Source organism: Undibacterium sp. Di24W, assembly GCF_049340325.1.
In the GTDB taxonomy this organism is placed as follows: Bacteria; Pseudomonadota; Gammaproteobacteria; order Burkholderiales; family Burkholderiaceae_D; genus Undibacterium.
Genome location: NZ_JBMPOP010000008.1, coordinates 55,637 through 80,300 on the forward strand (window position 1 = coordinate 55,637; position 24,664 = coordinate 80,300).

Here is a 24,664-nt window from a genome sequence, read left to right on the forward strand (position 1 = left end):
GCGGACCTGTGCTCGAGCACAGCGAGCACCGGAAATTCAAAATTCGACCGCGCAGTAGGTTGTGCAGAGGTCTCACTAAGCAATTGATCCCAGCAAGATGATACGTTCGGATAAACCCATAGACACAATTGGTAGGCTAATCACACGAACCTTAAGTCGTCGAGGAAATTTTCCCGCGACCTTGCTCGATTAATGACTGTGCAGCTTTGATCGCACCCAAGCGTTCTTTCAAATACTCGCTAAGACGTGGTTGCTGAGAAAACGCGATGTTAAAACGGATATAGCGATTCGATGCATCACTGGCAGAAAAAGCGGCTCCGCGCATCAAGAGAATTTTGTGGCGAAAGGCATCTTGTACCAGCACATCAATATCGATGCCGTCGGGCAGTGTTCCCCACAAAAACATACCCGCTTCACCCACATGTTCGAAACGAATTCCCGCCTCGGTTAATTGGCGCAAACTTTGATTGCGCGCGACCGTCATTTTGCGCTGTAATCGATCTAAATGCTTACGCCAATTTCCCGCCTTGAGCACTTCTAACAGCACAAACTCGTTCAAGGCAGGCGTGGTGAGTATCGAGTAAATTTTGGCGCGCAATAAAATTTTCAGCAGAGCAGGCTCAGCGGCGATATAGCCCATCCGCATTGCAGGGCTCATAGCTTTGCAAAAGCTGGAATAATAAATCACACCATCTAGGCTCGATAGTGCCGCCAAACGGGTTGCGTGGCCGGGTAAAAAATGGCCATGGACATCGTCTTCCGCAATTAATACGCCATACTGTTTGGCCAACATTAAAATTTTATGCAAGTTGGCGGCGCTGCTACTCCAGCCTGTTGGGCTATGCAAAGCGGTCTGTACAAACAGCAGTCTTGGCCTATGTAGCTTGCACGCATCTTCAAGTTCATGCAGATCTAAACCATCGGGTCTACGCGTGATAGGAATCAAGCGCACACCATACTGTAGCAGTTTACTGAACATCAAGAAATAACCGGGATCTTCGACCAAGACCGTGTCACCCGGTTGGAGAAAACTGCGGCAAATTAAATCAATTGCGTGGGTACCACCAAAACAAGTCAGCAATTTTCCAGCGTCAATAGGGACACCAATCCCGCGCATTAACATCGCTATTTGTTCGCGTAATTCTGGCAAACCCTGGGGTGGACAACGCGATGCCATACCAGCGGAACTATTCGCCAAAGCACGTTGCACAATCGAGGCTGGTACCGCATCTTGCAACCAGGTAGGCGGCAGCGCGCCGCTACTGGCCAGCAAGACGCCTGCGCGCTGATCATTTGACTGCTGCGCCAACCACACAGGTTCTTGCTCATCGCCCGCTTCTAAGGTGATATCGTCGGGCATCGCATGAGTCGCGTCATGCACCGAGCTGACAAAAAATCCTGCAGTACCATGCGAGCTAATCACACCCGCCGCCACCAAACGATCATACGCCACCACCACGGTATTGGTGCTGACGCCAAGCTGAGTCGCCAACTGCCGTATCGACATCAGTTTTGCGCCAGCGGGCAAGGCTCTGCTTTCTATCATCTCTCGAAAACGATTTTCGATTTGTTGTGATAGCGCGATGGGTGAGGTGCGGTCGAGTGAGAACATCACCGCAGTTTAACGCAAAAACAGCAGTGCCAGCACCATCAAGGTCGCCGCCATGCTCAAATTGAAAACACGACGTTTGAAAGGATCTCTCAATAAATTACGGATAGCGACACCAAATAGTGTCCACATCACACTACAAGGTGTGCCGACCATTGCACCGATCATCGCGACGAGGATAGCACCAGACAAGGTGCCAAATCCTGTCGGCATAAATACTGAGGCCAGAGTCACAGATTTGACCCAAGTTTTAGGATTGAGCGCTTGAAAAATCGCCGCTTCGATAAAACTAACCTGCTTAATTTCTTGTCCTTCTACGACGTTCGCACCACTCAATATCCAAGCTAAATAAAGCAAGTAAATCGCGCCTGCAATTCGCAAGATTTGCTGTAGCTGCGGGTAAGTGGTGAACACACTACCGAGTCCAATACAAGTCAATATCGTTTGCGAGAATACACCAAACTGTATTCCCAATATCGCAGGCAATGCACCCCGATAGCCAAAATTGGCACCCGAAGTCGCCAGCATGACGTTATTCGGCCCGGGCGTGACGGACATAACGAAACAGTAAGTCACCATAGGCGTTAACTCGGTCACAAGAGTCCAGTGCAGTGGAAGCATATTCGGCATTCGTCGTTGAAGAAGTCATGCCAGTCTAAGATCGCACACCAACACACACAAGGCACAAGAACAGTACAAGCAAGAGTCGCTGTATCAATCGAATGACCGCTACAGCGATGCCTTCAAATAACTTCGCAAAACATAAATTTACCTCTATTTAAATAAAATATGACTTAATTGAAGATACGATTCGCTCAAACAAAATAGAAATCTAAATCTTCAATAAGAAAGGGAGGCTAAATAGCCTCCCCCATTTACTAGACTCAGTTTTATCTCGCCCGATTTGATATCAAACCGGGCGGCGCAAAACTAAGGCAATGTGCACATGCAGTGTGCCATCACCATATAAGATCTGTTTTCTTTGCGAAGATCTGCCAGCCAATTTAAGTCTTTCACCATCTCAGTCGCGGCAGCTGGTGGAATACCAGTTGGCGCAACAGCTACTTTGAATTTTTCATTGAAGGCTTTTGACATGGCTTGCGCCGCATTGTCACCAAACATACTAAAAATACGATCAAACTTTGAAGGTTCACGTTCGATGTAAGTGATACGATAGCCTTCGCCCAATTTAGCGCGAGTCGCAGCTGATTTCAATGCATCGTTAAAACTACCGAGCTTATCCACCAGTCCGCGCTCTTTTGCTTGTTCGCCAGTCCAGACCCGGCCTTGCGCCACCGCGTCAATTTTTTCGGGCGTAGTCTTACGCGCCACTGCCGCCTTCGTTGTGAACTCGTGGTAAATATTATTAATGCCTTGCTGTATCACTTCACCAAATTTCGGATTCATAGGGCGCAAAGGATTAAACGAATCAGCCATCCAAGTGGTCGTTGTACCAGCGGTGTGCACGCCTATCTTGTCCATCACCTTCTCTGCCGTTGGGAAAATCGCAAACACACCGATGGAACCGGTAATGGTCGCAGCATCAGCGATAACTTCATCAGAAGACATGGAAACCCAATAACCGCCGGAGGCTGCAACATTGCCCATAGAGATCACAACCGGCTTACCAGCCTTACGTGTCAACTCTAATTCCTGACGTATCAATTCGGAGCCGAATGCACTACCGCCAGGCGAGTCAACCCGCAGCACGACTGCCTTCACCTGATCATCTTCACGCGCCTTGCGCACCAAGTTCGCAGTAGACATCCCGCCAATCGCACCCGGTGGCGCATTACCTTCACTAATCTCGCCCTCGGCAACAATCACAGCAACTGCAGGACCAAAGGCAAATGAACGGTGATTGTCTAAATAGTCCTCAAACGAAATTTGTTTAAAGCTCTTAGTGTGTTCATCTTTCGCGCCCATACCTAACATCATTTGACGGAGGTCATCACGGGTTTTCAAGCCATCTATCAGTTTGGCATCGACGGCGAATTGCCCCACGCTACCATTGGCCGCTTTCAACATCTCAGGCAAATTATCGATACTTTTCATAATCGTACCAGCCGGTAATTTACGCGCCGCTTCTACACCATCCGTATAAAACTTCCACATCGCGTTATACAAAAATGCATCGGCTTCGGCAGCAGCAGAGGAAGGACCGTTTGCGATGTATGGCTCAGCAAAACTTTTAAATGTACCCACTTTTAAAACATTCACGGTAATACCGATTTTGTCTAAAGCATCTTTATAGTAATTGCGGTAGCGGCCAAAACCTGTGAGCATCACATTACCCATAGGATGCATGTAGACTTGATTGGCATGAGACGCCAGATAATATTGGCGCTGATCGAAACTCGAACCCCAGGCGATAACTTTTTTTCCGCTGGCTTTGAAGCGATCTAAAGCTGCTGCGACTTCGCGCAACATAGGCAAACCCGCACCTTGCATGCCGTCTAATAACAAGACCGCATTATTGATTTTAGGATCTTTGCTGGCGGTATCGAGCACGTTCAAGATGTCGCGCAATTGCGTCGAACGCTTATTCTCACCTTGTACTTCAGCAAGAAAGGCATCACTGGCGCTACCCGCATGCTGTTCAACCAAGTCACCTTTAAAGTTCAATATCAATGCCGTTTTATCTTCGACTTTGACCTTATTGGAAGAGAAAAGGCTAATAAGAATAAACAGAACAATGATCAGGAAAAATAAATTGATGACGAAACGACGGCTAACATCAACCGCATTCCAGATCCATTTGATACCTTGCCCGATCGCTCGGAAGGGTGAAAAAGCCATAGTAACTCCTGAGAAATAACAACATTTGGATAAATGCCTGCCACGCCATCAACAGGCTGTATCCACTCATTTACATCAATACAAACTAGTTTATAGAAGATTTGCTGACGATGCTTCGCGATTTTAAGCCGGGAATACAAAGTCTCAGAGTCTTGCAAAAATCAACACGGAATTCTAACTGATTTCCAAATAAACTTTCCAGAATCCGGTATTTTGCAGTTGGCAATGTCGCAAACCACCTTTAGGCTAAAATGTCATACAAATACGTTCACCCATCTCGCTATCACAATTTAAATAATACTAAAAACTCATGAAAACAAAAGCCGCCATCGCCTGGGAAGCTGGAAAACCTCTGACAATAGAAGAAGTAGATTTACAAGGCCCACAAGCAGGTGAAGTCTTGGTCGAACTCAAAGCGACTGGCATTTGCCACACAGATTACTACACTTTATCCGGCGCTGATCCAGAAGGTATTTTCCCTGCAATTCTGGGGCATGAGGGTGCAGGTGTCGTGGTTGATGTTGGCCCTGGGGTGAAGAGCTTGAAAAAAGATGATCATGTCATTCCGCTCTATACACCAGAATGCCGTGAATGCAAATTCTGCCTCTCACATAAAACCAATCTATGCCAAGCAATACGCAGCACGCAAGGCCGAGGCTTAATGCCCGATGCGACCAGTCGTTTTTCTATAGATGGCAAACCGATTTTCCATTACATGGGAACGTCAACTTTTTCCAACTACATCGTGGTGCCTGAAATTGCCTTAGCAAAAATCCGCGAAGACGCTCCCTTCGACAAAGTTTGCTATATCGGTTGTGGTGTAACGACGGGTGTTGGCGCTGTCTTGTTCACGGCCAAAGTCGAAGCTGGTGCCAATGTGGTCGTCTTTGGCTTGGGCGGGATTGGCCTCAATGTGATTCAAGCGGCACGGATGGTTGGTGCGAACAAAATCATTGGTGTTGATATCAATCCTGCGCGCGAAAGCATGGCGCGCAAATTCGGTATGACGCATTTCGTCAATCCTAAAGAAGTCGGCAATGTAGTCGATGCGATCATCGGCCTCACAGATGGCGGCGCCGATTACAGCTTTGAATGCATAGGCAATACCACAACCATGCGTCAATCTTTAGAGTGCTGCCATAAAGGCTGGGGGCAATCGATCATTATTGGTGTGGCTGCTGCGGGTCAAGAAATCAGCACTCGTCCATTTCAATTAGTTACGGGTCGGGTCTGGAAAGGCTCGGCTTTCGGTGGTGCTCGCGGGCGTACCGATGTACCGAAAATTGTTGACTGGTACATGGAGGGCAAATTAAATATCGATGATTTAATTACCCATAAATTACCGTTGGAAAGAGTTAATGAAGGCTTTGATTTGATGAAGAGCGGAGAATCAATACGCTCAGTGGTGGAGTTTTAAGATTAGTCTATGTGTCTCATCGCCGTCATTCTTGCTTGCTAAATATTAGCCTACTTGATGGCGGCAATTGAATACAATTATTTGTTAGCGTCGCTGGGCATGTAGCTACACACGGCGCAATCAGTAATATTTTTTAACTTTTCATCGGTCAATTCCTCCTCTCCCAAAAACGGGAGAGGATGCTTGCTCTACCGATATCTTCGATTACCGCTTCTTCATAATCGATCCCAAGACACCCCGAATAATCTCACGCCCAACTTGAGATCCTATCGTCCGTACTGCTGATTTCACCATCGTTTCGGCGACATTATCACGACGCCGTATACCCGATCCGCCAAACAAATTTCCAAACATTCCACCTAAAGCACCGGATATTCCTCCACCTTCGGATTCTTGTTGCGCCGCTGTTGGCTGTTGCGATTGCGAGCGCGGTTGTGACTGCTGTGTTGATTGTGAACCCGCAGACCGACCCCAAGTCTCACTATCATTCGCTACCGGTTCTGCGGATTGACCTACAGATTCGGCTTTCGGAGGCACGCGCCCCTTGATTTTCTCGTAAGCGGACTCACGGTCAATCGCTTTTTCATATACCCCTGCGACGATAGAATTAGCGATGACAGATTTTCTTTGTTCTGGTGTAATCGCACCTATCTGCGACGCTGGTGGCACAATAAATCCACGTTGCACGATATTTGGACGGCCCTTCTCATCTAAGAAAGAAATCAAAGCCTCGCCTACCCCCAATTCGCCGATGACCGCAGCGGTATCTAGCTCTGGATTTGGGCGAAAAGTCTCAGCCGCAGCCTGCACTGCTTTTTGATCGCGCGGTGTGTAAGCCCGTAAGGCATGCTGTACACGATTGCCCAATTGTCCCAACACTGTATCGGGGATATCGAGAGGGTTCTGCGTAACGAAATATACGCCTACGCCCTTGGAACGAATCAGGCGCACTACTTGCTCAATTTTTTGCAGCAAAACTTTCGGCGCTTCATCAAATAAGAGATGTGCTTCGTCGAAGAAAAATACCATCTTTGGCTGCTCGACGTCGCCAACTTCAGGCAGATGTTCATAGAGCTCAGACAGCATCCACAACAAGAATGTTGAATACAGACGCGGTGATTGCAAGAGCTGATCGGCCGCCAGTATATTGATAAAACCTTTACCGCTCGTATCGGTTTGCATCATGTCGTCAAGGTTGAGCATAGGCTCGCCAAAAAATTCTTCCCCGCCTTGTTCACCCATCGCCAATAAGGCACGCTGAATGGCACCTATGCTGGCGGCGGAAATATTTCCGTATTCGGTTTGAAATTCCGACGCGTTATCGCCCAAATACTGCAACATTGCGCGCAGATCTTTGACGTCTAATAAAAGCAATCCATTGTCATCCGCGATCTTGAACGCGAGTTGCAAGACACCTTCCTGCGTTTCATTCAAATTCAACATGCGGCCTAACAACAAGGGACCAAGATCAGAAATCGTCGCCCGGACTGGATGACCTTGCTTGCCAAAGACATCCCAAAAAGTCACTGGGCAAGCTTCCCAAGCAGGTGCCTCTACCCCCAACATGTCCAAACGTTGCTGCATCTTGGGTGACAATTGCCCAACCTGCGACATACCAGATAAATCACCTTTAACGTCGGCCATAAACACAGGCACGCCGATATCTGAGAAGGATTGCGCCAAGACTTGCAAAGTAACGGTCTTACCTGTACCAGTTGCGCCTGTAATGCAACCGTGGCGGTTCGCCCAATCGGAGAGCAAATTGAGTTCAAAAGTTTTATTTTTCGCAATTGATTTGGCGACTAAGAGAGGTTTTGACATGTTTTGCCTGGGTTAAAAATGCTTAAAAAGAGTGAATTAATCCGATCTGCACCGAGAACTTAGGCAATCCTTGGTGCCTGACAAAGTCAGAGACGGTTTTGCATAAGTGCTCTATGTTAGAATAGCGGTCTTCATTATAAAACCAATCCTTTGCAAAGTTTCCATCGCGACATGTCTGAATTGTTAGCGAATGATAAAAATTATCGCAAGTAAGTATAAATACATGCAAAGAGTTGCCAATTTTAGAAAGAGCAATCATGGCAGGACATAGTAAATGGGCCAACATCAAGCATAAAAAAGCAGCCACCGACGCAAAGCGCGGCAAGATTTGGACGCGCTTGATCAAAGAAATCACGGTTGCAGCGCGTATGGGTGGCGAAGATGTCAACTCCAACCCGCGCTTACGCCTAGCGGTCGATAAATCATTCGATGCGAATATGCCAAAAGAAAACGTCACGCGCGCGATTCAACGCGGTGCGGGTACTTTGGAAGGCGCCAACTATGAAGAAATTCGTTACGAAGGCTATGGTATAGGCGGCGCAGCGATTATCGTTGATTGCATGACCGACAATCGTGTTCGCACGGTCGCTGAAGTACGTCACGCATTCAATAAATTTGGCGGCAATATGGGAACAGAGGGTTCTGTAGCGTTCTTGTTCACCCACTGTGGTCAAATGTTTTTTGCGCCTGGCACCAATGAAGATGCTTTGATGGAAGCGGCTTTAGAAGCTGGTGCTGACGATGTGGTCACTGATGACGAAGGCGGTATCGAAGTCACTTGCCCACCGCATGATTTATCGGCGATTAAAGATGCTTTAGAAAAAGCGGGTTTTAAGCCAGAAGTCGCAGAAGTCGTCATGAAACCACAAACCGAAACGGTATTCACTGGCGATGACGCGATCAAGATGCAAAAGATTATTGATGCATTAGAAAACCTGGATGACGTACAAGAGGTTTTCACGAATGCAATCATAGAAGACTAAGACCAAGACTTTGCACATTAAGTATTGCCTGAAAATGGCGCAGCAGATCTAGATCAATTGACACTTTAGTTCAAGAGTAAAAAAATGAAAATTCTCGTAGTCGGCTCCGGTGGTCGTGAACATGCACTGGCATGGAAATTAGCGCAATCAGAACGTGTACAAACCGTGTTTGTCGCGCCTGGCAATGGTGGCACGGAATTAGATAAGAATCTCAAAAATATCAATATCAGCGATCCTCAAGCATTAGCCGAATTCGCGATGCAAGAGCACATAGGCATCACCGTTGTTGGTCCAGAAGTCCCTCTTGCTGCGGGTATTGTCAATCTGTTCCGCGACAAAGGCTTGAAAATTTTTGGTCCAACTAAAGAAGCAGCACAGTTAGAGAGCTCTAAAGATTTCGCCAAAGCTTTCATGCACCGTCATCATATTCCGACTGCGGAATATCAGACTTTTTCTGATTTACAAACTGCTCATGACTACCTAAATCAAAAAGGCGCGCCTATCGTCATCAAGGCCGATGGACTGGCAGCTGGTAAAGGTGTCGTCGTTGCGATGACTGCAGAAGAGGCGCATGCCGCAGTGGATATGATGTTGTCTGATAATAAGTTAGGCGATGCCGGCGCTCGCGTTGTTATCGAAGAATTTTTAGCGGGCGAAGAAGCTAGCTTCATCGTGATGGTCGATGGCAAAAACATTTTGCCTTTGGCGACTAGTCAGGATCACAAACGTTTACTCGACGATGATCAAGGTCCCAACACGGGAGGCATGGGTGCATATTCCCCTGCGCCTATCGTCACACCACAATTGCATGCACGCGTCATGCGCGAAATCATTCAGCCTACGGTACAAGGTATGGCAAAAGATGGCATCGTGTTCACCGGTTTCTTGTATGCGGGTTTGATGATTGATGATCAAGGCAACCCTAAAACGCTGGAGTTTAATTGCCGTATGGGCGATCCAGAAACGCAGCCGATTATGTCACGTCTGAAAACAGACTTACTCACTGTCATGGAACACGCAGTCAATGGCACGCTCGACACTATAGAATTGGAGTGGGACAGACGCACAGCGATGGGCGTGGTGATGGCTGCAGCTGGCTATCCTGACACACCTGAAAAAGGCGCGGACATCACGGGTATCCCGGCAGAAACAGCCGATTGCATTACTTTCCACGCAGGTACTGCATTAGCGGGTAATAAACTTAGCGTGACGGGCGGTCGTGTGTTATGCGTAGTTGGACTGGGTGACTCGGTAAAGACAGCACAAAAACATGCTTACGATGTCATTGAAAAAATTCAATTCAAAGGTGCGCAGTATCGTAAAGATATTGGATGGCGTGCCCTAAATCGAAAACATTAGTGGATCGCTACATAAATCCAATCTTGGGGTGCATTGCGGCGTTGTCAATGCTCGCAATATCGACATATTGCTGTGCTTGACGCCTTGCACTACATCCCCAACATTGAATTTCTGAAGCGTCCACAGAGACTCGAAATTGAGAATCAACAAATAAAATTATGACCGACGCTAATTCCGTTAAAGAGTATTTACTAGACTTACAAGCTTCCATCGTCGCAGCTATGGAAGAAGTCGATGGCTGCCGTTTTATCACCGATAGTTGGGAACGCCCTGAAGGTGGTGGCGGAATTTCACGGGTCATTGAAGAAGGTAATGTATTTGAACGTGGTGGCGTGAATTTTTCTCATGTGATGGGCAAAAACTTACCGCCATCAGCGGCTGCAAGTCGTCCAGAATTAGCGGGTCGTCAATGGGAAGCGATGGGCGTCTCTTTGGTACTGCATCCGCGCAATCCGTATGCGCCGACCGTCCACATGAATGTGCGTTTTTTCACCACGTATGCGGAAGGTAAAGATCCGGTGTGGTGGTTTGGTGGCGGCATGGATCTGACGCCCTATTATGGTTTTGAAGAAGATGCGAAACATTTTCATCAAACTTGCAAAGATGCCTTGACGCCATTTGGTACGGATTTACATCCTCGCTTTAAAAAATGGTGTGACGAGTATTTTTATCTCAAACATCGCAAAGAAGCGCGCGGCGTCGGCGGCATTTTCTTTGATGATTTTAATGAGCAATCGTTTGAGCAAAGTTTCGCGATGACCAAGAGTGTTGGCGATGGATTTGTCAAAGCGTATCGCCCTATTCTCGAACGCCGCAAAGATCTCGCTTTCGGCGAAACCGAACGTGACTTCCAGGCGTATCGTCGAGGCCGTTATGTGGAATTTAATTTGGTATTTGATCGCGGCACTTTATTTGGCCTGCAATCGGGTGGCCGTACTGAATCGATCTTGATGTCGATGCCACCGATCGTGAAATGGCGCTACGATTGGAAGCCTGAAGCAGGTAGTGCAGAAGCTAAATTGGCGACTGATTTCTTGGTACACAAGGAATGGGTGTAAAATCCACTCCTTCCCATTCTGCCGCACTAACAGCTATCCAGCGCTCAGTGCTGGTATTTGGCGGTAGTTTTGATCCCGTCCATAACGGACATGTCGCACTGGTGCAGCATTTTGCAAAGCTGCTCAAGGTCGATGAAGTGCGCTTGGTCCCGGCGGGCCAACCTTGGCAAAAAGCAGGTTTAAAGGCAAGCGCCGAACAAAGAATTGAGATGTTGGAATTGGCATTTGATGAGCAATTATCCGTGCCCTACAGCATCGACCGACAAGAGATAGAACGTGCCGCTGCGCAGATTCCCAGCTACACGGTTGAAACTCTAACTAACATGCGATCTCAATGGGGTAATGCTCAGTCAAATGAGGAGATCGCGCTTATTTTGCTAATTGGTGCCGACCAATTTCACAATTTCGCAACGTGGAAAAACTGGCAACAAATTTTTAAATTAGCACATATCGTCGTTGCCGCAAGACCAGGCTACAGCTTGCAAATCGACACATTACCCAGCGAATTTGCCGCGCTCTGGCAGCAAGCAAATGGCGCTATTGAAGATCTTAAGCAATGCTCTTTTGGCAAAACTTGGCTAGAAACTAATCTAGCTTGGGATATTTCTGCAACACGAATTCGCGACGAATTGCAGCAACAAGGGCAAACCATGGAAACCACCTCGCTAATTCCGCGCAAGGTGTTAGACTACCTTCAAAACGAGCGGATTTACAATTAGCGTTAACCTCAGTGAATCAACAGCACGAATTACAGTAGGATCGGCTTCAAACTCACGATGAAGCAGGCACCAAGAATTCAAAATTTAGATAGATAGGGCATTATGGATATCAAAAAACTACAAACTTTAGTCTTCGACGCATTGGAAGACGTGAAAGGTCAAGACATTCAGGTCTTTGACACGACCGAAATTACCAGCTTGTTTGACCGCGTTTGCGTGGTCTCCGGTACCTCGAACCGTCAAACCAAAGCGCTCGCTGCAGCAGTACGCGATAAGGTCAAAGAAAACGGCGGCAATATCGTCGGTATGGAAGGTGAAGGTACGGGTGAATGGGTGCTGGTCGATTTGGGCGATATGGTTGTTCATATCATGCAACCAGCGATTCGCGCTTACTACCGTTTAGAAGAACTCTGGGGCGGCAAAGAAGTCAAAATGGGAGCGGCTAAGCGTACATCCAAAATGACGGCAGGTCCATTGGATGAAGAAAAACCAAAACGTTCACGTTCAAAAGCAGCACCAATTGAAGTCACGCCGGACATGATGGCGACTCAAACGACTGTGGATGATGAGAAACCAAAACGCAAACCACGCGTGAGCAAAGTGGCTGCTGAGTTAGCAGGTGAAAAACCAGCACGCAAACCACGCGCCTCTGCGACTAGCGATGCCGCAGTGAAGAAACCACGTGCAGCGAAGATCCCTACTGGTGCTCGTGTCAAAGTGGCGTCTACTAAGACAGCAACCGCGTCTTCTAAAGAAGCTGCAGCGAAGAAAGCAACTACGCGTCGTAAAACTGCTGAGTAAAACACAAGTTTGTTCGGTATAAAAAAGGGAGAAAGTCATTGAGACTTTCCCCTTTTTTCATTGCAGCTGCATTAGTCAATGTTTTACAATTCGCGCTGCAGGTATGTGACGTGTCACTACATTACTGCACGAACCATTTATGCCAACGTCGGATAATCGGTATAGCCGACCGCGCCAGGCGTATAGAACGTAGACGAATCAGGTGCATTCCACACAGCACCTGCTTTAATGCGCGCTGGTAAATCTGGATTTGCCAAGAAGCCCGTACCAAAGGCAACTGCATCTAACAAATTATCCTTGATCGCTGCCTCGGCTTCTTCACCGCTATAACCCATATTACCGATCAAAACACCTTTGTAATTTGCACGAGCAACAGGCATGACATCCGCTTTTTGCGCTTGGAAAAAATCGGCGCGCATCACATGTAAATAAGCGAGGTTGAAGTCGTTCATGCGTTGGCTCAAATACGTGATCCACGCGATTGGATCGCTATCGATCATGCTGTTATAACTATTCAATGGCGACAGACGCAAACCCACTTTATCCGAACCAATGGCTGCGCTAACTGCAGTAATCACTTCACATAAAAAGCGTGCGCGGTTCTCTAAACTGCCGCCATAGATATCGGTACGTTTGTTAGCACCGTCACGTAGGAATTGATCGATCAAATAACCGTTCGCGCCATGTATTTCAACGCCATCAAAGCCCGCAGCAATCGCATTCTTCGCGCCCTGGGCAAAGTCTTGCACGATGCTTTGAATCTGATCGATCGTCAATTCTTGTGGTAGCACGTGCGCAACCTTGCCATCCACCGTATGCACTTCGCCTTCGATAGCAATGGCACTTGGAGCGAAAGTGGGCGCACCATTGTTATACGCCGGATGTGCGGCACGGCCGGCGTGCCAGATTTGCATTACGATCTTGCCACCTTTGGCGTGTACCGCATCGGTGACTAATTTCCAGGCTTCGATTTGCTCTGCACTGTAAATGCCAGGCTCAGCTGCAAAAGCGGACGTATTCGGCGTCACCATGGTGCATTCCGTAATGATCAAACCTGCGCTCGCACGCTGTGCATAATATTCGGCCATTAAGGCATTGGGTAAATGCTCGGCACCCGCGCGGGTGCGAGTCAACGGTGCCATCAACATACGATTGTTGAGTTCTAAAATGCCAGCTTTAAGTGAAGTAAATAACATGGAGTATCCTTTAATAAAAAAACGCGCAATGCGTAAGGTAAAACTGAGAATAGATAAACTAAGAACCATTGCCCTAAGGTGAAAGACCTAACAGGTGTTTGGTTGATCGCATGGCGGATTTCAATGCACTAGGATCGCGTCGAAGCTTGGTGAGCAAACTGGCACCGAACCACATTTCGTAGAGCGTTTCGGCACATACTGCAGCATCCAGCGAAGTCGACAATGAGCCGTCGGCTCTGCCCTCTTCTACACATTGGGCAAGGCGACCAATCACACGATCAGTGCCCTGATGCAAAGCTAGCCGCATGGCTTCCGACAAATCGGAAACTTCACCCGCTAGCTTCACTGCCAGACATTGACACTGCATGTCCTTATCCGCCAACGAAATCAGCCAACCATTCCAGTACTGCATAAAACGGGTCGCTGCGCTCTCACTATTTGCCTTGAGTAAAAGCTCAACTTCCACCAAATAATCTTCAAAGTAGCTGGCGATCAAGGCTTCACCAAATAATTCCTTGGATTTGAAGTAATGATAGAACGACCCTTTAGGCACATCCGCCGCCTGCAAAACTTCATTCAAGCCAACCGCGACAAAGCCTTTCCCCAAAATAATAGGTTTGGCCGTGTCGAGAATGTGTTGCCGGATATTTAAGCGTATTGGTTTCATGAGGCGCATTGTAACGCATATTAGACCAGTCGTCTTGAAATTAGATTTTCTTAGGTTTCTTTGTGCATTGACCCTGAATTGAATAAAGACAAGGTGAGCGCCGTATAATTGCACAATCGAATAAATAACGTCCACCACCATGCAACTCATCATCGCCGCCGTTGGCCACAAAATGCCGTCTTGGATAGAAAACGGTTTTCAGGAATACGCCAAACGTATGCCGCCCGAAGCTAGGATTCACTTGAAAGAAATCAAACCAATCGAAAGATCAGGCAGCAAAACCGCCGAAACCGTGATGGCATTGGAAAGAGAGAAAATTGAGGCGGTGATCCCCAAGAATGCCAAAATCATTGCACTCGATGAGCGCGGCAAGGATTTGACTTCAGTCGGTCTCGCTAAACAGCTGACCGATTGGCAGCAAGAAGGTCGTGATGTGGTGTTCGTGATTGGTGGCGCGGACGGCTTAGATGCAGAATTCAAGGCTAAAGCCGATAGTTTGATTCGTATTTCGAGTTTGACTTTGCCGCATGGCATGGTGCGTGTATTATTGGCGGAACAACTTTATCGCGCTTGGTCAATTACCCAGAATCATCCGTATCACCGGGTTTAACAACCGCCTTTACCACGCACGATTTCTTTTAACAGTCTTCGCTTGCGGGGTGTCCTTATGCATCTGTTTCGCTCTTTCTGTTTGCCGGTATTTCTTGGGCTTTCCTTGTCTGTGTTTCCAGCCTCTCAGCCTGGTGCGCAAGAAGCTGTAGTCGATCAAGAGCATGATCTCAGCATGCGTGGAATGATACGCTTAGTTCATGAAAAACCAGCACAATTCAACAAGCTATGGACAGAGCGACGCCGCAGCCAAGAACGGGCAATTTCTCCCAAATTGAGCACCAGTGGGCGTGCCGCAGCGTTACAGAATGTGCAGTGGCAATGGGCGGCGGGTTTGATCAACTACCCCTACTTTCACCAACGAGAAACTGGTGGCTCGGTCACAGCCAATTGGCAACCGAAGCGCGAAGCGATCAAGACCATCCAATTCAATGATGAAGCTAGCATAGAGCAAAGTAACTACCAACTATTGATTCAAGCCTGGCTGCACGACAGCGCGGGACAACGGGTGAAACAAGATCCAGCGCTGCAGCGCGGTGATAACCGCTGGTTACGTGCGAACTTCAGCGCTCTCGACACAGCAATCAGCAGCCACAACGTCAAAGCTCACTTTATGAGCAAACTGCTGGCGGAGCATATTGATGAGAACGGAGCCAAAAATGTGTTACCACAAATTCTTGATGCAGAAAAAAACGGCGTAGCCCCAGAGCAAATCACTAAATTCCGTGCAGCCTATGAGCAAGAGATGCAAACGCCGAAAGACCATGTCGCCCACACTTACCAAACAGTCGATGGCGTCGATCTACAACTTCATGTGTTCCCCGCAAAAGGGGATGTGAAAGACGCGCCAGTCCTCCTTTGGTTTCATGGCGGCTCATGGAGCACGGGGCACTGGAGTTACTGCCCCATAGTATGTCGCGCCTTACAAAATCGCGGATTTGTGGTGGTACAAGTCGAATATCGCACTTCGCAACGATTTGACGGCACGCCACTCAATGCCCTCGCCGATGCCGAACGCGCTATCGATTGGACGATAGCACATAGTAGCGAGTTACAGATCAATCCTAAGAAACTGATGGTCGGTGGTTTTTCCAGTGGTGGTGCCTTAGCATCGCAAATGGCGGTTCTCAATCATACTAAAGTTAGCGCAGCCGCCTATATGTCTGGTGGCTTTGATCCCTCGAAAGATACCTGGTATAACAGTGTAGTAGGCCCTCTGCGCGACACCAAACAACTGTCTCCGCTTCTCATGGTTAATCGGAACAGCCCACCGCAAATCCTATTTCACGCAAAAGATGATGAAATGTGTGCTTACCAAGATGCACAAAGTCTCGCCAGCAAATTGACCGCACTGGAGATCCCCAATCGCCTCGTCACTTTTGAACAAGGTGGGCATTTCTTTGTTTTTAAAAATCCAGCAGACCGCCAACGTATTTCCACGGAGCTGACGAGTTTTGTGGAACAGCTGAAATGGTAACAGCCGCCCCTCGTTTTCCTTTGCCGCATGGCATGGTGCGTGTATTATTAGGGGAACAACTCTATCGCGCTTGGACGATCACGCAAAACCACCCTTAACATCGGGTATAAATAACGTGCGCAGCCAAGCTCTGCACCAGGATTTTGGCTATGTCGCACTACCGAAAAATTTATCTCGCTTCTAAAAGCCCACGCCGGCGTGAACTGCTGCGTCAAGTGGGCATTGATTTCGAAGTCTTACTACTACGCGATTCGCCACCACGTGGCCCTGATGTCACCGAAATCGTGCTGCCGGGCGAATTGCCTGACGTTTATGTCGCCCGCGTTACCCAAGAAAAAGCGCAAGCCGCCTGGGATGCCGTCGTCGCCCGACATTTGTTCGCCTACCCGGTGTTAGCCGCCGACACGACAGTGGTCATCAATCAAGAAATATTAGGCAAACCCGCCAATCGCGATGACGCAATTGTCATGCTTAACAAACTCGCTGGCAATACACATCGGGTGCTCACCAGCATCGCCATCAAATATCAACACCAACTTTTACAATGTACGCAAACCTCTGAAGTGACTTTTGCGGCATTGAATGACGCGCAAATCGCTGCCTACTGCGACAGCGCCGAGCCTTATGACAAGGCTGGCGGCTACGGCATACAAGGCATGGCGGCGCGTTTTATCACCCATATCAGCGGCAGCTATTCCGGCATCATGGGTCTCCCTTTGTACGAGACTACCGAACTGCTCGACCGTTTCAAACTAAATTAAATTTTAAAATCCGATAGAAATCTAGCCATGAGCGAAAATCTTTTAATCAACGTCACGCCGCAAGAAACCCGCGTGGCTTTGATTTTTCAGGGAGCAGTACAAGAGTTACACATAGAACGCACGCTATCGCGCGGTCTGGTCGGCAATATCTATTTGGGTAAAGTCGTGCGCGTTCTGCCCGGTATGCAATCCGCATTTATCGACATCGGGTTAGAACGCGCCGCGTTCTTACACGTCGCCGATATCTGGGATGCACGCCCACAAGGCCACGAAAGTAATTCCAATAATGTGCCTCTCACTCCCATCGAAAAACTTCTCTACGATGGTCAAGCAATCACGGTGCAAGTCGTCAAAGACCCGATCGGTACCAAGGGCGCGCGGCTCTCCACGCAAATCTCAATTGCTGGTCGCATGTTGGTTTATCTGCCGCAAGACTCGCATATCGGCATTTCACAGCGCATCGAGAATGAAGAAGAACGCGAAGCACTGCGCAGCAAAGTGCAAAGCCTGAGACATGAAGAAGAAAAAGGTGGATTCATCGTGCGCACCATGGCAGAGGACGCCTCCGAAGAAGACCTGAGTACGGATATCGAGTACCTACGTCGCACTTGGTCTACCATCAGCAAACTGGCCAAGACCAAACCACCCTGCAGCCTATTGCATCAAGATCTGAATTTAGCGCAACGTGTGTTACGCGATTTCGTCAACGAAGAAACCAGCAGCATACAAATCGACTCACGCGAAAATTTCAACATGCTGGAAGATTTTTGCCGCACGTACACGCCATCAGTACTCCCCAAATTACAGCACTACACAGGCGAGCGTCCCTTATTTGATCTGTATGGCGTGGAAGAAGAAATCGAACGCGCGCTAGGTCGTCGCGTCAATCTCAAATCCGGCGGCTACCTGATCATCGATCAAACCGAAGCCATGACCACCATCGACGTCAACACCGGCAGCTTTGTCGCAGGACGCAATTTTGACGACACGATTTTCAAAACTAATCTAGAAGCGGCACTCGCGATTGCGCGCCAACTTCGTCTGCGCAATTTAGGCGGCATCATCATCCTCGACTTAATCGACATGGAAAGTCAGGAACACAAAGATGCCGTATTAGCCGAACTCAACAAAGCCCTAGCACGCGACCGCACCAAGCTTTCAGTTTCCACTTTCTCAGCACTAGGCTTAGTCGAAGTCACACGCAAACGCACACGCGAATCACTATCACACGTACTCTGCGAACCCTGCCCTGCCTGCAGCGGCAAAGGCCAAGTCAAAACCGCCCGCACTATCTGCTACGAAATCCTACGCGAACTGCTGCGCGAAGCCAAACAATTCAACCCAAGAGAATTCCGCATCATGGCCTCGCAAGTGGTGGTCGACATGTTTTTGGAAGAAGAGTCACAGCATTTGGCGATGCTGGGGGACTTCATTGGTAAACCGATTTCACTGCAGGTGGAGAATGTGTTTCATCAGGAGCAGTATGACATTATTTTGATGTGATGTTTCGATGAGGATCAACACCCCATTTAAGCCATTGGTCAATAATGACTGCACTAGCAACATAAGAATAGATTAGAGGTATTTTGCTTTGATAGACAAAGGAAATAATCCTGTTGAATGGGCTGGCCTGATGTATGAACTCGAAGATGCTCACGAACATCTAGCTAATTTGATGACGGATATGATGCATGACCCAACATTTGATGAAACAGACTTCAGAATTCAGTTGGGTCACATCTTTGCACATCTAAACCGAGCATGGTATCGACGTCATCTTCATCGAGATATCGCTGAAGATGAATGGAATGTTGCGAATAAGTTTCCAAATGATTTGAACCCAATAGGATAAATACAAATAGCATTTACAGAGCGACTATCCGTATTCGAATCCGTTTCACCGTTGGTTATGGTTAAAGTAAATGTCATATCAACGCTTTGTCAGTATTTGAACTTGAATTTGTTATCGTACAGAGGTGAAATATGGACAAAATTTTAGCAAGTAAGCTTATGAATGACTTGCTTAGTTTAAACGAGCATTTAAACAAAATTGCACATCAAATAGAAGCAATCAAAGTTGAAGAAGAGAAGCTTCAGTTCCGTCGTGGGATCAGTAATTTGATGGGCGGGGTTTACGGTGATCTGATGCGGCCAATTATTCGTGAATTTCCTGAATTAGATCCCGACAAAGATGAAGAGTGGTTTAAATCCCTGAAGGCGTCCCTATAGCCTTCGCTGCTGAGTACACTTATTCCATCCGGAGTTCCCGCTGAACAACATTAAAGCAGATTGATATCTCATAAACTAAAGAAAAAATGAACAATCAAGATTGGAAATTGTTTTTTGCAAACTTCACGTCAGATCTTGGGGGTAGGTTCGTGTCATCCATATTCAAGCGAATCTTGGTGTGCCTTCACAACTTATAGTAGCTTGAATCATGGAGTCCATTATTTCAATCTTGGCCTTCCTGATTTAGGTGATTGTTTGGATGCTTGCACCAGAGACGGTGGAGTTTGGGCGCAATCCATCAAATATAGTGACCTAGCTCATTTAATTATTCCAAAAACTTTTTACTGGGAGAGAACTGCTCTAGGGTTTGAATACGGCTATAAAGAACAAAACATTCAACAACTTTCCGATGAACTAATGAGGCTTGGAATAAAGCACAGGATCACCGATTTGGTTCTTGAAATCAAACTCTATTGATGGATAGCGAGATTCGATGAGGATATGGTATGACCGTGCCCAAACTTGGTTCAATACGGAATTAATCCAAACTACAGTACAAAAATATGCGTACCGCTCTAGGTTTCCTATTAGCACCAGCAATACCCGCTCTTCCACTTTTTATTTTCGACAGTCCGGAAACACGTCAGTTACTTTGGATAATTTTATTGTTAGCTCTGTTCATTGTTCCGATCGCGATTCCTATCCACCTATCTTTGAGTAAAAGTGATGTCTATTCATTTAGTGCCTATCTAAAACGCGGCATCTTGATCGGCTTTATTCCTACGTTTTTATTGTTAGTGTTGAGCCTAAGTCTTGGAAGTAATTTTGCCAAATCTATGCAATGGTTTTGTCTGATGCTTTTTTATGTCTTTTCTTACAGCATAATGACCATCACCTTTTTTTGGTTTTTTGTCGTAAAAAAGCGAGAAATTATTGCAGTATTAATTTCCCTAGCTTTGAGTCTGAGCTTTTGGGGTACATTAAATCTATTAAAAAATTGAACTCAGTAAGGTGCAATCTTTTCGTAGAGCGCCAATAGCCATAGGCATATTGCGCCGTATGAAGCGTGATAATGGCTAAGCTTTGTTTACTTAGGAGCCAGATTTCCAAATAAATAGTTTCCCTGTTTTTCAAACGACTGGCGGACGGTGCAATACGCATTCGGCTTTTGCACCCTACACTCCAACAAAATAATTCGTAGCTCGTTCCAACGCACTCTCATCCTGCATAACCTCCCCTGGGCGATTGCCATAACCGATCAAACTACCATTCCATGGCATGTCCATATATCCGGCCGTCAAGCGCAGGCTATCGACTAAAGCTTGCGCGTAGCTTTGATCTTCATCCGCTGTCACTGTGATATTCCACATACGACGACCGCGCATTTTTTCTTTGAAATCATAACCAGGTACGCGCATCCAGCCTGACCAGTGATCGAGGTATTTTTTGGCGGCGGCTGGCAAACTGTACCAATACAGCGGAGTAACGATAACCAAATCCGTTGCGGCTAAGGTAGCGTCGAGCAATTCACGCATCGCACCTTGAGGAACCGGATATTGACCATCGCCCGCATGGCGTTGATCGACAAAATCTGGCATATCGTAGTCATGCAGATTGATCCATTGTTGTTCGACCTCGGCGGGTAAAGACTGTGCTGCGACGCGGGCTAATTGTTCGGTATTGCCTTGTGCTCTGCTGCTAGCGAGTAAAAATAGGAAACGCCGTGGGTGAGATTGCGCCTGTGTGTTTGTCATAGCTTGCTCCAAATAATTCAGTATTAAAAACTCGATGGAGTCGAAGTGTAGGTGTCGCTGCCGCCCCTGACAAATGATGATTTTTACGATTCGGATTAGTTCTGCTAAACTGAACTCATGACAAAATCTATCCATATCCGGTCCGCGCCACTGGGAGCTATCCGCGCTTTCGAAGCCTCCGCACGCCTTGGTAGTTTTAAACTGGCAGCAAATGAACTTTCCGTCACGCCAGCCGCGATCAGCCATCAAATCAGCGCACTAGAAGACTATTTGGGTGTTGCACTGTTTGTGCGCTCTAATCGCTTAGTGCAATTGAGCGAGGCGGGGCGCGCCTTGTCACTGCAAGTATCTGCAGCCTTTACTCAACTACAAGACGCTTTGATCAAGGCGAGCGCCACTGCGCTGGATCAGAATGTCTTAGTCGTCAGCGCCGCGCCTTCGATTGCGGCAAAGTGGTTGGTGCCACGCTTGCCTCGTTTTCATGCGCGCCATCCCGATATCGATCTGCGCTTATCCTCAGAAAACCAAACCCATGATTTGATCAAAGATCCCAGCATTGATGTGGTGCTACGTTATGGCAAAGGCGGCTACGATGCGAATACGGGTTTGCATGTTGAAAAGCTGTGGGAAGAAACTTATTTATTTCCTGTATGTAGCCCGAACATGCTTGGCCCCAAAAGAACATCTTTGAAAAAACCGATCGACTTACTTACTCACCCCCTACTGCGCTTACCTCTACCGCCAGATCGTCAAACAGGCGAAGTGGGTGAGCGTTGGCAGGCTTGGTTTGAGCAATTAGCGCTTGATGAATCCATAAACAAAAGTGATCAAAAAACGCTGCAAAAACATGCGGGCAAGGGACCGTTTTATAGCCACGAACACCTGGCGATCGATACTGCAAAATCAGGGCATGGCGTGTGTCTGGCGCTCGATGTATTAGTGATTGAAGATCTGTTAGCGCAGCAGTTAATTCGTCCTGTCGCTGTCCGCTGTCGCGATCCGTTTTCGCATTGGATGATCTGCCGTCAGCAAGATGCACAGAGCCATCAGCTGATGGCGTTTGTCAATTGGATACGCGATGAAGCGGCCGCCTCATTACAAACTTTGGCTAGCTGTCGTTCTCAGGACTTGAGTTGAATTTACATCGAGAAATGTCTAAGCCTTGACCAAGGAATGCTATATAACTAACTGCCAACAATATCAGCTTCTCTAATCAGCTTTTCTAATCAGCAACCCCTCGCAAAAAATCAACGATACAGATCAACAGTTTCACTCTATGTTCGGAAAAATATATCATTAGTGCAGAGCTTTACAATGTGTATGCGCATTTACAACAATTGCTGACTCGCGATATTTTCAGTTTGAGTACCTTCGTGTAGACCCCTATACTGACCACAGCTTGTCAAACAATACAAAAAAACACCACACATTCTTACCACGCTGTTTATATTTGCGAATTAATTCCTTAGCTTTCAAAGATCAACAACATCGCTAAGCAAAAATCCATTAAAGTCATCAATAAGTTTGTGTTATCAGCATCTGCATGTGTTCATACTTAAACAAGAACCAGATTCCACCATAGACAAAATACGGTAGGTCTCCAACAAACATCTGAAAGCTCGTTCGACCTAACTTCTAATCTGTATTCGGGATATATCAAATGACCATGCCGAACGTAGCGAGCTCAATCACCCAATTTGTTGAAACGGATATCGCTCTACTGGTCGTTGATGAAACGCCGGCCATCGTCGCGTATATCGACAAAGCGCAAACCTATCGTTTTGCCAATAAAGCTTACTTGGATTGGTTTGGCCGCACTCGTGAAGAAATGATGGACCTAACGATGAAAGACGTTATCGGCCCCATCTATGAAATGAACCTGCCCTACATCACTGGTGCGCTGAACGGCGAATTACAGGTTTTTGAACGCCAAGTGATTATTCCTGATGGTACTGTGCGCCATAGTCTCATGACCTACAAACCACATTTTGTGGACGGCGAAGTGCTGGGATTCTTCGTTCATGTCGCCGACGTGACTCTGATGAAGAAGATTGAGTCTGAGCTACGTACAGAAAAAGAAAAGGTTGGTGCGGTTGCTGCGCGCGAACTCTTCAACTTACAACAAACCAATGCGGTTCTCAAACGACTAGGTGCAATTGGCCAAGAGATCACCACGCATCTGACTTTCCCTGAAATTACTCGCTCTTTGAATACCCATGTGCACGGTGTTTTAGAGGTGGATTCCTTCTCAATTTTTTTGATGTCAGACGATGCCAGTGTACTTATCCCCATTTTTCACGGTGAACCAGAGTCGCACCATGTCTTACAAGAGATTTCGCTCACTGATACAAATGACTCAAATGACTACCTTAAACGCTGCATTACAGAACGTCGCGAACTCATTGTAGACCCTGCGACGAGCCAATTGAGTGCGCTATTTCCAAGTAACGCACCTACGCACAGCCTCATGATTGCACCGCTGGTGGTCGCTGAGCAGGTAATGGGCGTCATGATAGTTCGCTCAAGCAATCATCATGCTTACAGCGAACGCGAGAAACTGATTTTTCGCGCGCTATGCGCCTATGGGGCAACCGCCTTTGTCAATGCCAAAGCGTATCAACAACTCCAAGATGCCCATGTTCAGTTGGTCGCCCATGGCAAAATGGTGGCATTGGGCTCGATGGTTGCGGGTATCGCTCACGAATTAAATACGCCTATTGGCAATTGCTTATTGGCGGCATCCACACTGGAAATGGAGACCGCAGCTTTCGAGGATTTAAATACGAAAAACACCTTACGCCGCTCCGACCTAAAACACTTCATTGACATAAACAAACGTTCACTGCAGATGGTCATGCGAGGTTTAAGCACTGCAGCTAACTTAGTCAACAGCTTTAAACAAGTAGCGGCAGATCAAGAGAGTGAACAACGAAGTCATTTTGCCCTGCACGAGTTGCTACATACAATCCCAAGTCTGATTGGCAAAGAATTGCAAGATTCCGGGCACACGCTGAGCATCCAGGTTCCAAACGACATCCACATGCACAGTTATCCAGAACCCTTGACTAGAGTGCTGATCAATTTGATCATGAATTCACTGGCACATGCTTTTGATGATGGCTCATCGGGGCAAATGAACTTAACGGCGACACGCGGTAAAAATGACACTGTCACACTCATATTTCGTGACAACGGCCTAGGAATCAATGCGTTAAATCTCAAACGCATATTCGATCCCTTCTTCACCACCAAGTTGGGGCAAGGCTATGTCGGCTTAGGCTTAAATATCAGCTATAACATAGTAACCTTCATTTTAAAGGGAAGTATTGCTGTCGAAAGTCATGAAGGTAAGGGATGTACATTCACCTTGGAATTGCCAATCGCAATCATCGATAAAAAATGAAT

22 protein-coding genes and 1 pseudogene are annotated in these 24,664 nt (G+C 47.2%); 16 read left to right on the plus strand and 7 right to left on the minus strand.

The features are described 5' to 3' along the window. Positions 1-151: 151 nt before the first annotated feature. From ACO0KZ_RS16840 to sppA, 3 genes are all read right to left on the minus strand, one after another. A complete protein-coding gene (locus tag ACO0KZ_RS16840; RefSeq protein WP_422997324.1) occupies positions 152-1,612 on the minus strand; it encodes a PLP-dependent aminotransferase family protein in 1,461 nt (486 codons plus the stop codon). Between the two features lie 9 nt (positions 1,613-1,621). Beyond that, positions 1,622-2,230 carry a LysE family translocator gene (locus tag ACO0KZ_RS16845; RefSeq protein WP_422997326.1) on the minus strand — a complete coding sequence of 203 codons (609 nt, stop codon included), beginning with the start codon at positions 2,228-2,230 and terminating at the stop codon, positions 1,622-1,624. 309 nt (positions 2,231-2,539) lie between these two features. Further along, entirely contained in the window at positions 2,540-4,408 is a 1,869-nt protein-coding gene (gene sppA / locus ACO0KZ_RS16850; RefSeq protein WP_422997328.1) for a signal peptide peptidase SppA, read from the minus strand. 310 nt (positions 4,409-4,718) lie between these two features. Here sppA and ACO0KZ_RS16855 point away from each other — a divergent pair, with 310 nt between their 5' ends. Then, positions 4,719-5,825, plus strand: coding sequence for an S-(hydroxymethyl)glutathione dehydrogenase/class III alcohol dehydrogenase (locus ACO0KZ_RS16855; protein WP_422997330.1), 1,107 nt, complete (start codon positions 4,719-4,721; stop codon positions 5,823-5,825). Between the two features lie 204 nt (positions 5,826-6,029). Here the strand turns inward: ACO0KZ_RS16855 and ACO0KZ_RS16860 are convergent, their stop codons facing one another. Continuing rightward, positions 6,030-7,646, minus strand: a complete 1,617-nt coding sequence (locus tag ACO0KZ_RS16860; protein WP_422997332.1) for a helicase HerA-like C-terminal domain-containing protein — start codon at positions 7,644-7,646, stop codon at positions 6,030-6,032. Positions 7,647-7,903: 257 nt separating this feature from the next. Here ACO0KZ_RS16860 and ACO0KZ_RS16865 point away from each other — a divergent pair, with 257 nt between their 5' ends. The 5 genes from ACO0KZ_RS16865 to rsfS all read left to right on the plus strand — a co-directional run bounded on the left by ACO0KZ_RS16865 (position 7,904) and on the right by rsfS (position 12,566). Then, positions 7,904-8,629, plus strand: coding sequence for a YebC/PmpR family DNA-binding transcriptional regulator (locus ACO0KZ_RS16865; protein WP_422997334.1), 726 nt, complete (start codon positions 7,904-7,906; stop codon positions 8,627-8,629). Between the two features lie 84 nt (positions 8,630-8,713). Beyond that, complete coding sequence (gene purD / locus ACO0KZ_RS16870) at positions 8,714-9,988, plus strand: phosphoribosylamine--glycine ligase (protein ID WP_422997336.1); 1,275 nt, start codon at positions 8,714-8,716, stop codon at positions 9,986-9,988. Positions 9,989-10,146: 158 nt separating this feature from the next. Further along, on the plus strand, positions 10,147-11,046 hold the full coding sequence (gene hemF / locus ACO0KZ_RS16875) for an oxygen-dependent coproporphyrinogen oxidase (protein WP_422997338.1): 900 nt from the start codon (positions 10,147-10,149) through the stop codon (positions 11,044-11,046). Then, positions 11,037-11,765, plus strand: coding sequence for a nicotinate (nicotinamide) nucleotide adenylyltransferase (gene nadD / locus ACO0KZ_RS16880; protein ID WP_422997340.1), 729 nt, complete (start codon positions 11,037-11,039; stop codon positions 11,763-11,765). The genes hemF and nadD overlap by 10 nt, the downstream gene beginning before the upstream one ends. A gap of 102 nt (positions 11,766-11,867) precedes the next feature. Beyond that, positions 11,868-12,566, plus strand: coding sequence for a ribosome silencing factor (gene rsfS / locus ACO0KZ_RS16885; protein ID WP_422997342.1), 699 nt, complete (start codon positions 11,868-11,870; stop codon positions 12,564-12,566). 137 nt (positions 12,567-12,703) lie between these two features. Here the strand turns inward: rsfS and ACO0KZ_RS16890 are convergent, their stop codons facing one another. Together ACO0KZ_RS16890 and ACO0KZ_RS16895 are read right to left on the minus strand one after the other, a co-directional pair. Next, on the minus strand, positions 12,704-13,762 hold the full coding sequence (locus ACO0KZ_RS16890; protein ID WP_422997344.1) for an alkene reductase: 1,059 nt from the start codon (positions 13,760-13,762) through the stop codon (positions 12,704-12,706). 73 nt (positions 13,763-13,835) lie between these two features. Continuing rightward, complete coding sequence (locus ACO0KZ_RS16895; protein WP_422997346.1) at positions 13,836-14,429, minus strand: TetR/AcrR family transcriptional regulator; 594 nt, start codon at positions 14,427-14,429, stop codon at positions 13,836-13,838. A 139-nt stretch (positions 14,430-14,568) separates the two neighbouring features. On the opposite strand from ACO0KZ_RS16895, the gene rlmH reads away from it, so the two are divergent. The 8 genes and pseudogenes from rlmH (at position 14,569) to ACO0KZ_RS16935 (ending at position 19,982) form a co-directional block, all read left to right on the plus strand. After that, complete coding sequence (rlmH, locus tag ACO0KZ_RS16900) at positions 14,569-15,039, plus strand: 23S rRNA (pseudouridine(1915)-N(3))-methyltransferase RlmH (protein WP_422997348.1); 471 nt, start codon at positions 14,569-14,571, stop codon at positions 15,037-15,039. 57 nt (positions 15,040-15,096) lie between these two features. Next, positions 15,097-16,515: an alpha/beta hydrolase gene (locus tag ACO0KZ_RS16905; protein WP_422997350.1), complete on the plus strand. Its 1,419-nt coding sequence runs from the start codon at positions 15,097-15,099 to the stop codon at positions 16,513-16,515. A 17-nt stretch (positions 16,516-16,532) separates the two neighbouring features. Continuing rightward, positions 16,533-16,613, plus strand: a pseudogene (locus tag ACO0KZ_RS16910) (23S rRNA (pseudouridine(1915)-N(3))-methyltransferase RlmH); the annotation flags it as partial. A gap of 51 nt (positions 16,614-16,664) precedes the next feature. Beyond that, entirely contained in the window at positions 16,665-17,276 is a 612-nt protein-coding gene (locus ACO0KZ_RS16915; RefSeq protein WP_422997352.1) for a Maf family protein, read from the plus strand. 27 nt (positions 17,277-17,303) lie between these two features. After that, entirely contained in the window at positions 17,304-18,779 is a 1,476-nt protein-coding gene (gene rng / locus ACO0KZ_RS16920) for a ribonuclease G (protein WP_422997354.1), read from the plus strand. Between the two features lie 88 nt (positions 18,780-18,867). Next, complete coding sequence (locus ACO0KZ_RS16925; protein ID WP_422997356.1) at positions 18,868-19,128, plus strand: hypothetical protein; 261 nt, start codon at positions 18,868-18,870, stop codon at positions 19,126-19,128. Positions 19,129-19,259: 131 nt separating this feature from the next. Beyond that, positions 19,260-19,505 (plus strand): hypothetical protein, encoded by a 246-nt coding sequence (locus ACO0KZ_RS16930; RefSeq protein WP_422997358.1) that lies wholly within the window; start codon positions 19,260-19,262, stop codon positions 19,503-19,505. Between the two features lie 114 nt (positions 19,506-19,619). Further along, on the plus strand, positions 19,620-19,982 hold the full coding sequence (locus tag ACO0KZ_RS16935) for a hypothetical protein (RefSeq protein WP_422997360.1): 363 nt from the start codon (positions 19,620-19,622) through the stop codon (positions 19,980-19,982). A 698-nt stretch (positions 19,983-20,680) separates the two neighbouring features. On the opposite strand, the gene ACO0KZ_RS16940 is transcribed toward ACO0KZ_RS16935, so the two are convergent. After that, positions 20,681-21,259, minus strand: coding sequence for a flavodoxin family protein (locus ACO0KZ_RS16940; protein ID WP_422997362.1), 579 nt, complete (start codon positions 21,257-21,259; stop codon positions 20,681-20,683). A 117-nt stretch (positions 21,260-21,376) separates the two neighbouring features. Between ACO0KZ_RS16940 and ACO0KZ_RS16945 the strand changes: the two genes are divergently transcribed. Then, complete coding sequence (locus ACO0KZ_RS16945; RefSeq protein ID WP_422997364.1) at positions 21,377-22,396, plus strand: LysR substrate-binding domain-containing protein; 1,020 nt, start codon at positions 21,377-21,379, stop codon at positions 22,394-22,396. Positions 22,397-22,919: 523 nt separating this feature from the next. Further along, positions 22,920-24,662: an ATP-binding protein gene (locus ACO0KZ_RS16950; protein WP_422997366.1), complete on the plus strand. Its 1,743-nt coding sequence runs from the start codon at positions 22,920-22,922 to the stop codon at positions 24,660-24,662. Positions 24,663-24,664 lie beyond the last annotated feature (2 nt).